Origin of the sequence: Carboxylicivirga linearis, from assembly GCF_018271995.1 — a bacterium.
GTDB classification, from domain to species: Bacteria; Bacteroidota; Bacteroidia; order Bacteroidales; family Marinilabiliaceae; genus Carboxylicivirga; species Carboxylicivirga linearis.
On sequence record NZ_JAGUCO010000023.1, the window covers coordinates 40,419 to 55,014 of the forward strand.

Consider the following 14,596-nt stretch of genomic DNA (forward strand, 5'->3'; position numbering starts at 1 on the left):
TGTCATTGACTTTCAACAACAACAATCAATTGAAAAAAATGATTTCATGAAAAAGATATTTCAATATATAAAATCGAATTACAAAGCGGTATTCATCACTTTGTTGGCCGGCCTGCTAATTGGCTGGATCATTAAGCCATCTCATTCAGAAGAAACGCAGCAACATCAACACAATCATGCTGAAGAATCAACTACATGGACCTGTTCGATGCACCCACAAATTAAACAGGAGGAACCGGGATCCTGCCCCATTTGCGGAATGGATCTGATTCCTTTAAAATCGATGCAAGGCAATGATGATGCAAATCCTAATGAAATTGCCATGAGTGAAGCCGCCATAAAACTGGCCGATATTCAAACTGTGAGAGTGGTGAAAAAACAAGCCATCAGGAAAGAATATTTACAAGGTAAGATCGAACCTGACGAAAGAAAAATAGCTCAGCTTACCGCCAGGTTTAGTGGAAGAATTGAAAAGCTGAACATCAATTTTACCGGACAAAATGTACGTAAAGGGCAGGCTTTGGCAACCATTTATTCACCGGAATTAGTGAGTGCACAGCGCGAATTGATAGAAGCTGCTGCTTTAAAGGAAACCAATCCGGCGCTTTACAAAGCTGCCAAAGCCAAATTGTTGGCATGGGATTTAACACCTCAACAAATCAGTGAGATTGAAAATGCTAGTGATCCGATCATTCATTTTAATATTCTTTCGCCTGTAAGCGGCACTGTAACATCACGAAAAGTAGCCAAAGGCGACTATGTGAAAGAAGGGACAGATATGTTTCAGATTACAGATCTTAGTAAGGTCTGGATTCAGCTGGACGCCTATGAAACTGACCTTCCTTGGATTGTACAAGGTGATAAAATCAGCTTCAACACCCAATCGCAACCGGGTAAAACCTTCGAAGCTAAGGTAAGTTTTATCGATCCTATTTTGAATCCACAAACAAGAGTTGCCAATGTAAGAGCTGAGGTGAATAATCCGGATGGAAACCTAAAACCCGGAATGTTTGTCACCGCTTATGTTGAATCAGAATTATCGAAGGATGACGCATTAATTATTCCAAAATCGGCTGTGCTTTGGACTGGCAAAAGAGCCGTTGTCTATGTAAAAGTAGAAGGCCGTGAACAACCCACTTTCCTGTATCGTGAAATTGTGCTGGGGCCAGAGGCTGGTGATTCATATATAGTGGCTGATGGACTTAAAGTAGGTGAAGTAATTGCTGCCAACGGAGTATTTAAAATTGATGCAGCCGCTCAATTAGAAGGAAAACAAAGTATGATGAATTCATCAAAAAGCGATATGCATCATATGAATATGAGCATGAACATGAAAGAAGATTCGTTTCAGGTAGCTGGTAACTGCGGCATGTGTAAAGAAACCATTGAAACGGCTGCTAAGGGAGTTAAAGGGGTTCATGCTGCTCAGTGGAATAAGGAAACCAAGATTGTTAATGTCAGCTACATGGCTAATAAAACAGATTTACCGACCATCCACAAGGCAATAGCTGCTGCCGGATATGATACCGAACTAGAGAAGGCTTCAGCAGATGTATATAACAAGCTACCTGAATGCTGTCTTTACGATCGCAACTATTTCGATAAAGCAAATACGCAGAGTCAGACCTATACTTTTAAAGTATTTGGCAATTGTGGAATGTGTAAAGACCGAATTGAAGAAGCAGCTGCAAAAGTGGAAAGCGTTAATAATGCTGAGTGGAATGAAGAAAGCAAGATGATTACCATTGAGGGCAGTCCATCACTGAACATTCATACGGTGCATAAAGCGATTGCTGCTGTTGGTCACGATACCGAAATGGCAAAAGCACCTGATTCGGTCTATAATAAACTTCCAGGCTGCTGTAAATACGACAGAAAACCTAAAACAGAAAACGAATAATTTTCAACTAAGAAGCATTTCTGATTGCCGGAGATGCTTCTTTCTTTTTCAAATAACGGGCACATTGCACTACCTGATTATAGCCTAACAAAGTACCCAAAATATAATCTTCTTCAGGCGATAATTCATTCAGACTTTTATGACAAAAGCAGTTGATAACATCTACACATTCTTTGGCACCAAAATAAATATTTACCTTATTAACACTAACGGGTTGAATCAGATAATCAATTCCATTCGATTCTAATTTTTTAATGGCTAAATCTACATCTTTAGATGCCATAGTATGTAAAATAAGGTTTCTCAAACCCTTTTTATATTCATATATATGATGACAAAATACTCTCATAATTTAATAGCTAATTAAATAAAACAGATCAGGTCACAAGTGCTAATATCTACCAGACAGGTATTGAAAACACTAACACTTAGCATAATTGCCTTAGCAAATAATGACCTGATCTTTAACTTAAAGGATAGTAAGTACGATCAAAACAATTGTTTGATTATTCACAATTATGATGCGTTTAATTAAGATAATCCTTGATAGAATTAATCCAACTCTCGATTCGCTCATTTGTTTTATCGCTTTCGTTATCCTCATCAATAGCCAATCCCACAAGGCTATTATCTTTTAATGCCGTTGAAGCTTCAAAACGGTAATCTACAGCGGGTACCTGCCCAACAATCTTGCATCCTTTTTCAACTATGCAATCATAAATAGTACCCATCCCATCTACAAATGTATCCGGATACGACTCAGCATCGCCCAAGCCAAAAAGGGCAACAGTTTTCCCACTCATATCAACTTTCTCAAGCTCGGGGATAAAATCTTCCCAATCATCTTGCAAATCTCCTAGGCCCCAGGTACTGGTTCCAAGTATCAGAGCTTCGAACCCCTTCAATTCAGCTATATTTACTGCTGCTACATCTATTAATTTGGCTTCGTTTCCGAGTTTAGTATTGATAAGTCTTGCTACGGCTTCTGTATTACCCGAGCTCGATCCGTAAAGTATTGCAATTTGCTTCATCTGGTTAATTTTTTATTTAAAAACTCACCAACAAAACTAACCAGCCTTAAAGATTCAATCAATCGCTATAAATTGGGCTTTTACAGCCTTCTATCAAACTCAAAGAAACCAACACCCAGCACAACAAACTATCAACAAACCACTTAACATCAATACATCCCCAAAAATAGTTACTAATAAATAGGGAGATACAGCAGTTTAAGCTAATTAGCAGCAATAGGCATACCTATTTCCTTCACCGATAAAAAGCAATTTATTGCACTTAAATAGCAACGGGTTGATAAAAGTAATTTAAGTTCGTTGAGTTCTTTTTGATTTAAAAGCATTGAAACATTTCTATGTCCCAGAGGAACTACAATCTTTCTTCGGTAATTAAGCCCTGCATTGACATTCTCGTAGTATGCGCCATCTACCTGAGCGATATTGTCCTTAAAAAATGCATAAGCTTCTTCATCAAATGAAAACAAGAAGTGATAAAATTCGATATGTATCTTATCACATTTATTACAAATAAAAACCTTACCATTGGAGGTTTGACTAATAATATTTTCCATAAGCAAAATGTTTACAACGAAATTGCTAAAAAGGAAATCACCAGTCAATCGCTATTTTTGGGGATTATGCAATTAAAAACACCAACCAATTCGCACACCACTGGTTAAAGCAATAGGAAACTCATCTATTCCACCAATAAAGGCTTTATGCATACCATACGATTCATCATCATCACCAAAACCATAACCAACACCCAAAAAAGTATCCACAACAAAGCCATCATCAATCACCCATTGTTTTCCAAAATTGAGCAAAACAGCAAACATAGTATTGCGTTCGCGGGTAGTTCCTTCATAATCCCAATCCCATACCTCATAATCGTATGAGTAAGTAGAAAAAGCTAACTCAGGTCGGATATAAGCTCCTTTTAGTATATGAGCATATCGCTGTCCCCGAAGATAATAGTCAGGACTTTTTATTAATTTATAACCCACTTTTAGGCAAACGCCCTTTTCATCTGTTAGATAAATATCATTTCCAACACCAATAATACCTAATTCAAATTCGATACTTCTTCCGGGTTGCAAACTGCGCTCGTAACTAAGCTTTAGGCTATTAAACAAAGGAGATAAAAAATTAACTTTAAGTGCGTTCTTATTATTATTGGCATATTTCTCCGGATCGAACATTACGGAACTAAACTCCATTTCTTTTCCGTTTGCCAATATTATTTTAGAAACGTCTTCTTTATCGATACCAAATAAAATGGTTTCACTCACTTCAGGGTTGGTATATTTTATTTCTAAATCACCAATCTCTTTTATAATACAAGTAATTGTATCGTTATTGTTTTTGATTAGTTTGTCTTGCGCAACAGCAGAATCAACAAAAAGAAAGATGGTCAACAGACCCAACAAGGTTTTTACTATAGTTTTCATAAATATTGGTTAAGTTTAAAGTCACATAATTGACAAATTAAACTAAACCTACACGTATATATAATTGATTTAATTTTTCTAAGTCCACTTGCCTGTTAAAAGAAAAACTCTGAAAGCGCTGTTCAGCTTCCATAAAACAAAAGCGAGCTAATTCCAGATGATGAATAGCCTCTTCATCTTTTTTCATTTGAAGACAAACATCTGCCGAGGTCATAAAATAGCGCCCCAGTGTATCCAAATAGTTATCGGTAATATCCTTTTCGTTAGTACTCTGTTTAAAATCTTCTAAACTCATTTTCAAAAATTCATCATAGCTAAGCCCCACTACCTTTGATGACTGGTTAATTAGAAAATCATATGCTTTGTCAGCATTATCCTCTTCCTGTAGTTTTAATAATTTGGCTATAAACTGCGCTATTTGTTCAATTATTCGAAGAATAAAATCGCGTTGGTACATTTTAATTTTTGTTGAGTTTGCATGAGCAAACAATTAAACAATAATAATAAAGATAACAAGCAAAATAAGTACCTTTATTACTTAAATAAACAATAATAAAATACATTTTCTAACACAATAGCTAAAGATACTCTGAAAGTGATATTTACAAAAATAAACAATTACTATTTTTTTGTAATCAGAACAAGACAATTACTAAATACAAAGTCAAAAACAATGATTTTTCACAACACTTTTGTATTTTTTCCATTATACTTTTGCATTTATAAGTTAAATAGACGATATTTAATGTTAATTGCTTGAATTGAGATATTATTTTCAATTAAAAGTTCAAAACAAATGAAAAATACGGTATTAAAAGAGCCTACCCGAACAACTCCATTTATCAAGCTGGATTATAACCATGGTTTGATAGAATTCAAAGGCAAAATGACGCCTGAAAATTGTTCTGACTTATTTGATCCTATTATTCAGTGGATTGATGAATACATCAATGAACCACTAGAAAGAACTGAACTAAATATTCAATTAGAATATTTTAATACACGGTCATCGGTTTATCTTTTAGACATTTTTAGAAAATTTGAATCGCTGCTAAATAATAATCGCAAGATAATTATTAATTGGATTTGCGAAAGTGATGATTTTGATATGATAGAAGCCGGCGAAGATTATCAGGCTATTATTAATGTCCCGATTAATATTGTTGAGCACAATTAGAAAAACTCTTTTTAGAATATATAAAGACTAAATCCACACTTCGGGTTTAGTCTTTTTTTTACCCTTAATTTTTCTATGTTCATTTTAAAAAGCACAATAAAAATTAAACTAATCCCCCTCAAAATAGCTATTTTGCGCTTTTAAACCTGAAAATTATTAAAATGAAGATACACCTAACCGGTATTTTTACTGGACTTTTGTTTTTCAGTTCTATTATCAACGCTCAAAATATTTTTGAACAAACCAAAGATCCTTATTTTGGAGAAAGCTGCACCTCCATCATGGTTAGTAAAGGTGCCAGTGCCGACGGATCGGTAATAACCAGTCACACATGCGATGGAAGATATCGAACCTGGATGACCATGGAAGCAGGAGAAACCTTTGAAAACGATACTACAACACCCATTTTTAAAGGAAAATTAAGAACTGAAACTCCTTGGGACATGCGAGAGGTTAAAGAGGTTGGACAAATACCTCAGACCAAACAAACATTTACTTTTTTAAATACTGCCTACCCTTGTTTAAATGAAAAACAACTGGCTATAGGCGAAACAACAACCGTTGGCCCCAAAGAATTGGTGAATGAAAACGGAATGTTTCTGATTGAAGAATTGGAACGCATTGCTCTTCAACGCTGTTCTACAGCCCGTGATGCAATCAACCTTATTGGTGAATTAATAAAAGAGTATGGCTACGGCGATTGGGGCGAATGTATAACCATTGCTGATAAAAAAGAGGTGTGGCAATTAGAGATATTTGGCGAAGGACCCGACAATATTGGAGGTGTTTGGGCTGCACAACGCATTCCGGAAGGTCATGTAGGAGTATCGGCTAATATCTCGCGAATTGGAGAACTGAACCTGAAAGATAAAGATCATTTCATGGCTTCAGAGAATGTATATAAGGTAGCTAAGAAATTAGGAAGATGGGACGGTAAAAAACCATTTAAATTCTGGAAAGCCTATGGCGATAATGAGAAACCATTTAACATTCGCGAATTCTTTATCCTTAGCTCCTTAGCTCCTTCACTAAACCTTAGTTACGATGCTGATGAACTTCCTTTCTCGGTTAAACCCGATGAACCTGTAAGTGTGCAGGACATAATGGCTTTGTATCGCCAAACCTACGAAGGCACCGAATACGATATGACTCAAAATATTAATGTCATCAAAAAGAAAAAAGATGATGATGGAAAGGTTATTAGTCAGGATACAATTAAATCATCCATTGCTAATCCATGGCCAACGGGAGCTGCCCGAAATACTTTAAACTATTTAGATAGTACGGCTGTAACCTATCAGCGTACCGTTGCGGTGTCGTGGTGTTCCTATTCCGAGATTATACAATTGCGTGACTGGCTACCAGATGAGATTGGTGGTGTTGCCTGGCTATCGTTTGATAATCCGGGCCAAAGTCCACGTATTCCTATTTATGCCGGAACAACCCAATTACCCGAAAGCTTTAACTATTGCGGTCAAAAACGTTACCGCGAAGATGCTACCATTTGGAAATACCGTAAAGCCAATAAACTGGCTACACTGGCCTGGCAAGAAACCAAAGAAGCCATGCTAAAAGAGGTAGCCCATTTCGAAAATAAAGGACTTGAAGAGGGCAGTATACTGGAACAAAAAGTTATTAAGCTCTTAAAAGAAGGTAAAAAAGAAGAAGCTCAGGAACTACTAAACCGTTATACCTTTGATTTTACCGGAGCTACCATTCACCGATGGAAAGATCTGGAAGATTACTACTGGGGACGATTTGGTATGGGATTTTAAGTAAAAACAAAAAGCTCCCCCGGGAAACTATTAATGGGGAGCTTTTAGGTATTAATAGTAATCAATCTTTATATCGAAGCCTTTTCAAAACTAGCATCAGCTAATTTCTTTTTAAGATCTTTACCTAGCGTAAAAATGATTTTTATATTCTTAATCATTGAGGCATTAAAATCCGTGGCCGAATCAACCCTCTCGCTGCTAAATGACATTCGAAGTGTTCCTAAATCGCCTAAGCTAACAGAATTACCATCCAACAAATATTTAGGAATCTGATCCACAAGATTGTCTAATGTATTATTTACATCACCCCTGGTTAACGACGATTTTTCAACAATATCTACACTAATTGCTTTCAATCCTTTTTTACCGGATAACACAGGTGATGCATAAACTTTTTTAGCCGCAGCAGGATCTCTGGGATTACCTCTTTCTATCAATTTATACTTTAACATACGCTAGATTTTATAGGGTTACAAATATTATAACTATTTATAATTAGAATTATTGATCGTTTTCGAAAATAATTATTTATAAACCATAATCCAAATACTGTTATCAATAACTAAAGACCATCCCTTACAAAATTGTACTCAAAAATAAAATCAGAACATTTTCATCTTGATGCAGCAAATTTTTCATCTTGATTAAAATTTATTTTCTCCTTGATGAAAATTTTCGTCTATATGGAATGAATAAAAAAACTCATACCGGAAATACAATTAACATTTACTTAAAGCGTGAGTAAAAGCTTAACTTTTCGTTTAGTTTCAACTTAAATTAACTTCATGTTGGCTTCATACATTTGTGTATATGAGGAAAAACAAATAATCTAACACAAATGAAAAAAACAATTAATAGTAAACTTAGTCTATTGGCAATAATTGCCTTAGCTTTTTTAACTCCTTTGAAAGCACAGGATGCATTAATCTATTCGAAAGAAATTAAATTAAATAATCAGAACGAAATAAAAGAAACGGTTAACAACCTTACTTTGTCGCTGCTTACAAAAACCAATGCATCGGTTTGTGCACAGTGTAACGAAGAGAATATTGTAATTATCGAAGGTCGAATTCCAATAACATTAAGCAATAATCCTTTTGAAGTAGCGTACAATTTTAACGGTTATATTAATTATCAGTTAGAGGTAAACTACAACAATGGCATTGAACTAACTTTTAAAAACCTACAACACGAATCGAAAAATTCGATCAATGGTTTTGACCTTAACTACGGTCAGTTATTGTCAAACGGATCAACAGCCAAAAATGCGGTGTACCGTAATTACGATTTCCTTTCGGAGGATTACAGACGTGTTACTCTTTTCGAAACAGATGAAGAAATAGAAAAAATGATACAAGAAAAAGCAATAAATAATATTGATAATTTGATTGCTGAAAAATAATCTGTTGCTCAAACAAAAGAATCTCCCGTACTAAGATATTATTGCTTATTACGGGATTTTTTTTGACCGTAATCAGAGTAATCACTATTCTCAGTGAAATTTGTTTTAAAATAAAAATCCAAGGATTACACCAATTATCACAAATTGTTCCGCATCGGGAACTCAAAATCTTTTTAATCTTAGTAATCTGAGGATAAAATAGAATGTTGTATCAATTATTTTTTTTAGGCGATAACCTTGTCTCTACTCTGACTTCTCTAATAAATGGGGACCAAATAACTTAATTCCAATAGCTCCGATGGGTGCCGTAACCACAATACTTAAAACAGCCAATGCCAAAATAGTTTGCCCGGTTCCGGTTGTTACATCTCCCAGTTTACCTTCACCGATTAAAGTTAAAGGAACTGCACCAATGGCTGCCTGCACCGTTGCTTTAGGCAAATAGGCGATTACACTAAATATACGTTCTTTGGTATTTAAGTCAGACCCTATTAAGGATAGCCAAACCCCAATGCTTCGAGCGGTTAAGCCCAGCAGTAATATCAATAATCCGATACCTATCAACGAAGCGTTTAACTGCGATATTTGTACTTCTGTACCTATATAAACAAACAATAATATTTCGGCCAAAACCCATACCTTATTAAACTTAACAGATAAACGATTGGCCAGCTTATTGTATTTCTCTAAAATCATAAACCCAATGGCCATAATACCAAGCAAACCGGCTAAAGGAACAAATTCTTTTAAGGTTTCCCATTCTGTAAATTCGTAAAATACCACGGCTACAATCATAAAGATAATTACCTTTTTAGTGTCCCTGATATGATATTTTTTAAAGAATACCACCAGTGCCAAACCGATTAAAGCTCCTAACAAGGCTCCTAAAGCTATACCTACCGGCACACTCCAAAAAATGTGTCCGTAATCAATAGCATTACCCGCTGCCAATCCGGTAAATACACCAAAGATGGTTATCGCAAAAACATCATCAACCGATGCTCCGGCCAGCACCAAAGTAGGAACTTCCTTTTTTTGACCGTAACCTTTATCTTTTAAATCGAGCATTGCCGGAACAACTACCGCCGGTGAAACAGCAGCAATGATAAAGCCTAATATTCCTCCCTCAATAAATGAGAATCCCAAAACATAATGGGCAATCAGCATCACTGTTGTACCTTCCAGCACGCCCGGTATAAAACTCATATTAATAGCCGGTCGCCCAACTTTATGCAATGTTTGTTTATTAATACCCAGCCCGGCACGAATCAAAATTACAATTAAAGCTACCGTTTTAAATTCTTGCAAAAAAGTGGCCACTTCAGGATTAACCAAATCAAAAACACTTGGTCCCAATAAAATACCTGTAAAAATCATACCTAGTATTCCGGGAAGTTTCACCAGGGTAAATACGTAATTCAATAAAAGAGCAACCAGAATAATTAGAGCGAAGTCGATTAACATGATGGATGTGTTTAGTGGTGCAAAGATAATTCAATAAATCAACGAGTCAATTATCAATTTCCCATTAACCATTAATACCCTAACCTTTTTTGACTTTTACCTTTAGAATTTTGACTTTTACTTTTTGACTTTTACTTTTTGACTTTTACTTTTTGACTTTAGATTTTAACCTTTATCCTTGTTACTTTCCACTTGTTTCGGACTTTATTATCGCAAAAATTGTATTTTTGTTTTGAACGCAAGAGATGACAGTAAAGAAGATGACAGATATAGAAAAGGAAATTAATCAGCTCCGCGAAGAGCTTGATAAACACAATTATAAATATTACGTTTTAAACGAACCCAGCATTTCTGATTTTGAGTTCGATCAGAAAATGCACCGATTGACAGATCTGGAAAAACAGCACCCTGAATTTGCCGATCCCAACAGCCCTACTCAACGTGTTGGAAGTGACTTAAACAAAGATTTTGAGCAGGTAAAACACGTTTACCCAATGCTTTCACTCGGCAACACCTATTCCGAAGAAGAAATTCAGGACTTTTATAAAAGAGTAGCCAAGCAATTGCCCGATGAGGAATTTGAAATTGTATGTGAATTAAAATACGATGGTACTGCCATTGGCCTGACTTATGAAAATGGTTTATTGGTTCGGGGTGTTACGCGGGGTGATGGAGTTCAGGGGGATGATGTTACCGCCAATGTAAAAACAATTAGAAGTATTCCATTAAAACTTAAAGGTGATTATCCTGCCAGTTTTGAGATACGTGGTGAAATTTTCTTGCCTCATAAAGGATTTGCACATTTAAATGAGCAACGAGAAAAAGCAGGAGAAACACCTTTTGCCAATCCACGAAATGCAGCCTCTGGATCGCTGAAAATGCAAAACAGTGCATTGGTAGCCAAACGCCCCTTGGATTGCTTTTTATATTATATGCTGGGCGAAGAACTCCCAAGCCAGTTTCACAAAGAAAACCTGGAAAAAGCCAGTAGTTGGGGTTTTAAAATACCTCCTTACATCCAGTTGTGCACAAGCATTAAAGATGTAATGGACTTTATTCATCATTGGGACGAAGAACGTCATAACCTTCCATTTGACATTGATGGCATTGTATTAAAAGTAAATAGTCTCGACCAACAGCGAAGGTTGGGCTTTACTGCTAAATCTCCACGCTGGGCCATCTCCTATAAGTTTAAAGCCGAACAGGGATATACTAAACTCAACGAGGTAACTTTTCAGGTTGGACGAACAGGTGCCGTTACTCCGGTAGCCAATCTCGATCCGGTTTTTCTGGCCGGCACAACCGTTAAAAGAGCCTCGTTACATAACTCCGATATCATAGCATCGTTGGATTTGCATTTGGGTGATATGGTATACGTTGAAAAAGGCGGCGAGATCATTCCTAAAATTGTTGGGGTTGATGAGGAGGCACGATCTGCAGAAGCGGCTAAAGTTGAGTTTATCAAAAACTGTCCCGAGTGTGGAAGTGAACTAATCAGAATTAAAGGAGAAGCTGCTCATTATTGCCCCAATGCGGCCACTTGTCCACCACAGGTAAAAGGGCGTGTTGAGCATTTTATCGCTCGTAAAGCTATGAATATCGACGGCATTGGAACCGAAACCATTGATTTGCTTTATAAAAACCATATGATTAACGATGTGGCTGATTTGTATACACTTCACCCTATGCAATTAATGACATTAGATCGAATGGGTGAAAAATCAGCTCAGAATATTCTGGACGGCTTAGAAGCATCGAAACAAGTAAATTTTGCTCGCGTTTTGTTTGCTTTAGGAATTCGCTATGTTGGTGAAACAGTGGCCAAAAAACTAGCTTCTGCTTTTAAAAACATTGATGCTCTGATGAAAGCAACACAAGAGGAATTGACTGAAGTGGATGAAATTGGAGATAGAATTGCAAGCAGCGTTATTGGCTATTTTGGAGAAGAACACAACCAAACTTTAATTGATAAGCTTCAAAAAGCAGGCTTACAGTTTCAATTATCAGAAGAGGAAACCGCCACCCACTCTGATAAACTTGAAGGGATGTCGTTTGTGGTAAGTGGAAGCTTTACCAGTTTTTCTCGCGATGAATTAAAGTCATTGATCGAAAAAAATGGTGGTAAAAACCTCAGTGGAGTTTCATCAAAAACAAGCTATCTTGTAGCCGGAGATAAAATAGGACCTAGTAAATTAGCTAAAGCCGAAAAACTGGGAGTTAAAATTATATCGGAAGATGATTTTAAATCAATGATTGAGTAAACCTAATTTTTAGCACACAATAATGAGCAACTTCATAGATGATTTCAGAGAAAAGATAGCTGGTTATTTTCTTAAAAGAGAGATTAAGAAACAACCTCACAAAGCATCTATTCATAATCTTCAAACTGCTGAATCGGCAGGTATTTTGTTTGATGCCACTCAACCTGAGAATCTTAAAATTGTAAAAGAACTAATTGGCGAACTTAAAGAATTTAATATTCAGAGCAAAGCACTAGGCTATATTAACCAAAGCAAACGCGATGATGATTATATCGGTGATAATATCTATAGCTTTGTCTGTAAAAAAGATTTTAGTCTGTTTTATAAACCCAAGTCAGAGAATATTACTCAATTCATGGAAACTCCTTTTCATTTGTTGATTGTTTTAGCCAATGAGTTTTTATTCCCGATTGATTATATTGGCTCTTTATCTAAAGCACAATTTAAAGCTGGCAGAACCAACATCGACAACGAAATGTTCGATTTTATGATTGAATTAAAGGAAGGAGACTCTATTAAAGATTTAAAAAAGCATATTATACATTACCTCTCAATCATCAACAATAAAAACACGCAATGCTAACACCCTATCAGCTAGGCGGCACTGGAGTAGCCCTTGTTACTCCTTTCCAATCGAATAACGATGTTGATTTTGAATCACTCGATCGTTTGGTTCATTTTGTTATTCAAAATCAGGTTGATTTTTTGGTTGCCCTCGGTACAACTTCCGAAGCAGCTACTCTTAGCGAAAAAGAAAAACGTGAGGTAGTTCGCCATATTATCACGGCTAATGGAGGCAGAAAGCCTATTATTGTTGGTATGGGTGGAAATAACACAGCTCAGGTGGTTGACACCATCAATAAAACCGATTTTGACGGCATCGACGGCATATTATCTGTTGTTCCATTTTACAACAAACCTAGTCAGGAGGGTATTTATCAACACTTTGCCGAAATAGCAAATGCCTCACCTGTACCTATTATTCTGTATAATGTTCCGGGCAGAACATCCTGTAATATGGAAGCTGAAACAACCATTAGACTGGCAAACGATTTTGAAAACATTATTGCAGTTAAAGAAGCTTCAGGCGATTTTATTCAAATAATGAATATCATCCATAAAAAGCCAGATGACTTTATGGTACTAAGTGGTGATGATGCCTCTACCCTTCCCTTAATTTCTTTGGGTGCTGATGGTGTTATTTCTGTTACTGCTAATGGATTCCCGTTTGAATTTAGCCAGATGGTTCGAGAAGTTTTAGATCAATCAATGGACGAAGCTTGCTCAATACACTATAGTTTGTTGGAAATGATTCAACTTTTATTTTGCGAAGGCAACCCGGCAGGTATAAAAGCACTATTACACTTACGTGGTTTGATTGACAATAATTTAAGACTTCCGCTTGTACCTGTAACAGAAGAAACTTATATTGCTATTGAAAATATTTTAAACAAATTTTAAGGATTTGGTCTGCTTTTTGTTAAGCTATCATTAAAATAAACTACTTACTATGAAGATTAAAATTTATCTGAGCCTAACATTAGTTTTAGCATTAAGCATCCTTAGCGGATGTATGACTCACAAGGTGGAACGCGTTGACACCAAAGAAGCAATTGATTTAAGTGGAAGATGGAATGATACCGACTCTCGTTTGGTGGCCGAAGAAATGGTTGACCAGGTGTTGGGCGGTGCATGGATTAATAATCATCTTCAAAGTTCCGACGGTGAAAAGCCTGTTGTAGTGGTTGGTTTGGTTTACAATAAATCGCATGAGCATATTAGTGCCGAAACATTTATTAAAGATGTAGAAAAAGCATTTATCAATAGCGGACGAGTGCGTTTAGTACAAGCCGGTGATAAAAGAGAAGAGTTAAGAAAAGAAAGAGCTGCTCAGCAAGAATTTGCCAGCATGGAAACAGCCAAGCAGTGGGGTCAGGAATTAGGTGCTGACTTTATGATGAATGGTGATATTAACTCAATTGTGGATACTTACAAAAAGGAACGCGTTAACTTTTATAAAGTTAATCTTGAATTATCGAACCTCGAAACCAACGAAGTGGTTTGGATTGGAGATAAAGAAATTAAGAAATACATAACAAAGTAACAATCACAAAAAGAAGAAGCTTCATGCTTCTTCTTTCATTTAAGTTAAG

15 protein-coding genes are annotated in these 14,596 nt (G+C 36.2%); 8 read left to right on the plus strand and 7 right to left on the minus strand.

The window, feature by feature from the left end:
- The first annotated feature begins 46 nt into the window (after positions 1 to 46).
- The gene (locus KEM10_RS19310) at positions 47 to 1,900 is read left to right on the plus strand and encodes an efflux RND transporter periplasmic adaptor subunit (RefSeq protein WP_212218295.1); all 1,854 of its coding nucleotides are present in this window, start codon (positions 47 to 49) and stop codon (positions 1,898 to 1,900) included.
- A 7-nt stretch (positions 1,901 to 1,907) separates the two neighbouring features.
- Here KEM10_RS19310 and KEM10_RS19315 read toward each other — a convergent pair whose 3' ends face one another.
- From KEM10_RS19315 to KEM10_RS19335, 5 genes are all read right to left on the minus strand, one after another.
- Positions 1,908 to 2,249, minus strand: a complete 342-nt coding sequence (locus KEM10_RS19315) for a DUF2023 family protein (RefSeq protein WP_212218298.1) — start codon at positions 2,247 to 2,249, stop codon at positions 1,908 to 1,910.
- 178 nt (positions 2,250 to 2,427) lie between these two features.
- Positions 2,428 to 2,931 (minus strand): flavodoxin, encoded by a 504-nt coding sequence (locus KEM10_RS19320; RefSeq protein ID WP_212218301.1) that lies wholly within the window; start codon positions 2,929 to 2,931, stop codon positions 2,428 to 2,430.
- 203 nt (positions 2,932 to 3,134) lie between these two features.
- The gene (locus KEM10_RS19325; RefSeq protein WP_212218304.1) at positions 3,135 to 3,485 is read right to left on the minus strand and encodes a DUF6686 family protein; all 351 of its coding nucleotides are present in this window, start codon (positions 3,483 to 3,485) and stop codon (positions 3,135 to 3,137) included.
- A gap of 72 nt (positions 3,486 to 3,557) precedes the next feature.
- Positions 3,558 to 4,364, minus strand: a complete 807-nt coding sequence (locus KEM10_RS19330) for a hypothetical protein (RefSeq protein WP_212218307.1) — start codon at positions 4,362 to 4,364, stop codon at positions 3,558 to 3,560.
- A 37-nt stretch (positions 4,365 to 4,401) separates the two neighbouring features.
- On the minus strand, positions 4,402 to 4,821 hold the full coding sequence (locus tag KEM10_RS19335) for a hypothetical protein (protein ID WP_212218310.1): 420 nt from the start codon (positions 4,819 to 4,821) through the stop codon (positions 4,402 to 4,404).
- A gap of 339 nt (positions 4,822 to 5,160) precedes the next feature.
- Between KEM10_RS19335 and KEM10_RS19340 the strand changes: the two genes are divergently transcribed.
- Both KEM10_RS19340 and KEM10_RS19345 read left to right on the plus strand, forming a co-directional pair.
- Complete coding sequence (locus tag KEM10_RS19340) at positions 5,161 to 5,541, plus strand: DUF1987 domain-containing protein (RefSeq protein ID WP_212218313.1); 381 nt, start codon at positions 5,161 to 5,163, stop codon at positions 5,539 to 5,541.
- 161 nt (positions 5,542 to 5,702) lie between these two features.
- On the plus strand, positions 5,703 to 7,316 hold the full coding sequence (locus KEM10_RS19345) for a dipeptidase (protein WP_212218316.1): 1,614 nt from the start codon (positions 5,703 to 5,705) through the stop codon (positions 7,314 to 7,316).
- Between the two features lie 68 nt (positions 7,317 to 7,384).
- Here the strand turns inward: KEM10_RS19345 and KEM10_RS19350 are convergent, their stop codons facing one another.
- Positions 7,385 to 7,768 carry an HU family DNA-binding protein gene (locus KEM10_RS19350; protein ID WP_212218320.1) on the minus strand — a complete coding sequence of 128 codons (384 nt, stop codon included), beginning with the start codon at positions 7,766 to 7,768 and terminating at the stop codon, positions 7,385 to 7,387.
- Positions 7,769 to 8,154: 386 nt separating this feature from the next.
- Here KEM10_RS19350 and KEM10_RS19355 point away from each other — a divergent pair, with 386 nt between their 5' ends.
- A complete protein-coding gene (locus KEM10_RS19355; RefSeq protein ID WP_212218323.1) occupies positions 8,155 to 8,718 on the plus strand; it encodes a hypothetical protein in 564 nt (187 codons plus the stop codon).
- A gap of 243 nt (positions 8,719 to 8,961) precedes the next feature.
- Here KEM10_RS19355 and KEM10_RS19360 read toward each other — a convergent pair whose 3' ends face one another.
- The gene (locus tag KEM10_RS19360; RefSeq protein ID WP_212218326.1) at positions 8,962 to 10,182 is read right to left on the minus strand and encodes a cation:proton antiporter domain-containing protein; all 1,221 of its coding nucleotides are present in this window, start codon (positions 10,180 to 10,182) and stop codon (positions 8,962 to 8,964) included.
- A gap of 245 nt (positions 10,183 to 10,427) precedes the next feature.
- On the opposite strand from KEM10_RS19360, the gene ligA reads away from it, so the two are divergent.
- From ligA to KEM10_RS19380, 4 genes are read left to right on the plus strand one after another with little or no spacing between them, the layout of a single operon-like run.
- On the plus strand, positions 10,428 to 12,443 hold the full coding sequence (gene ligA, locus KEM10_RS19365) for an NAD-dependent DNA ligase LigA (RefSeq protein WP_244826042.1): 2,016 nt from the start codon (positions 10,428 to 10,430) through the stop codon (positions 12,441 to 12,443).
- Between the two features lie 22 nt (positions 12,444 to 12,465).
- Positions 12,466 to 13,026, plus strand: a complete 561-nt coding sequence (locus KEM10_RS19370) for a DUF6913 domain-containing protein (protein WP_212218329.1) — start codon at positions 12,466 to 12,468, stop codon at positions 13,024 to 13,026.
- On the plus strand, positions 13,020 to 13,904 hold the full coding sequence (gene dapA, locus KEM10_RS19375; protein WP_212218332.1) for a 4-hydroxy-tetrahydrodipicolinate synthase: 885 nt from the start codon (positions 13,020 to 13,022) through the stop codon (positions 13,902 to 13,904). Before KEM10_RS19370 ends, dapA begins: the two co-directional genes overlap by 7 nt.
- Positions 13,905 to 13,953: 49 nt before the next feature.
- A complete protein-coding gene (locus tag KEM10_RS19380) occupies positions 13,954 to 14,547 on the plus strand; it encodes a penicillin-binding protein activator LpoB (protein WP_212218335.1) in 594 nt (197 codons plus the stop codon).
- The last annotated feature ends 49 nt before the right edge of the window (positions 14,548 to 14,596 follow it).

Coding starts and splice junctions, on each gene's coding strand:
- KEM10_RS19310 (WP_212218295.1), top strand. CDS start 47: ATGAAAAAGATATTTCAATATATAAAATCGAATTACAAAGCGGTATTC.
- KEM10_RS19315 (WP_212218298.1), bottom strand. CDS start 2,249: ATGAGAGTATTTTGTCATCATATATATGAATATAAAAAGGGTTTGAGA.
- KEM10_RS19320 (WP_212218301.1), bottom strand. CDS start 2,931: ATGAAGCAAATTGCAATACTTTACGGATCGAGCTCGGGTAATACAGAA.
- KEM10_RS19325 (WP_212218304.1), bottom strand. CDS start 3,485: ATGGAAAATATTATTAGTCAAACCTCCAATGGTAAGGTTTTTATTTGT.
- KEM10_RS19330 (WP_212218307.1), bottom strand. CDS start 4,364: ATGAAAACTATAGTAAAAACCTTGTTGGGTCTGTTGACCATCTTTCTT.
- KEM10_RS19335 (WP_212218310.1), bottom strand. CDS start 4,821: ATGTACCAACGCGATTTTATTCTTCGAATAATTGAACAAATAGCGCAG.
- KEM10_RS19340 (WP_212218313.1), top strand. CDS start 5,161: ATGAAAAATACGGTATTAAAAGAGCCTACCCGAACAACTCCATTTATC.
- KEM10_RS19345 (WP_212218316.1), top strand. CDS start 5,703: ATGAAGATACACCTAACCGGTATTTTTACTGGACTTTTGTTTTTCAGT.
- KEM10_RS19350 (WP_212218320.1), bottom strand. CDS start 7,768: ATGTTAAAGTATAAATTGATAGAAAGAGGTAATCCCAGAGATCCTGCT.
- KEM10_RS19355 (WP_212218323.1), top strand. CDS start 8,155: ATGAAAAAAACAATTAATAGTAAACTTAGTCTATTGGCAATAATTGCC.
- KEM10_RS19360 (WP_212218326.1), bottom strand. CDS start 10,182: ATGTTAATCGACTTCGCTCTAATTATTCTGGTTGCTCTTTTATTGAAT.
- ligA (WP_244826042.1), top strand. CDS start 10,428: ATGACAGTAAAGAAGATGACAGATATAGAAAAGGAAATTAATCAGCTC.
- KEM10_RS19370 (WP_212218329.1), top strand. CDS start 12,466: ATGAGCAACTTCATAGATGATTTCAGAGAAAAGATAGCTGGTTATTTT.
- dapA (WP_212218332.1), top strand. CDS start 13,020: ATGCTAACACCCTATCAGCTAGGCGGCACTGGAGTAGCCCTTGTTACT.
- KEM10_RS19380 (WP_212218335.1), top strand. CDS start 13,954: ATGAAGATTAAAATTTATCTGAGCCTAACATTAGTTTTAGCATTAAGC.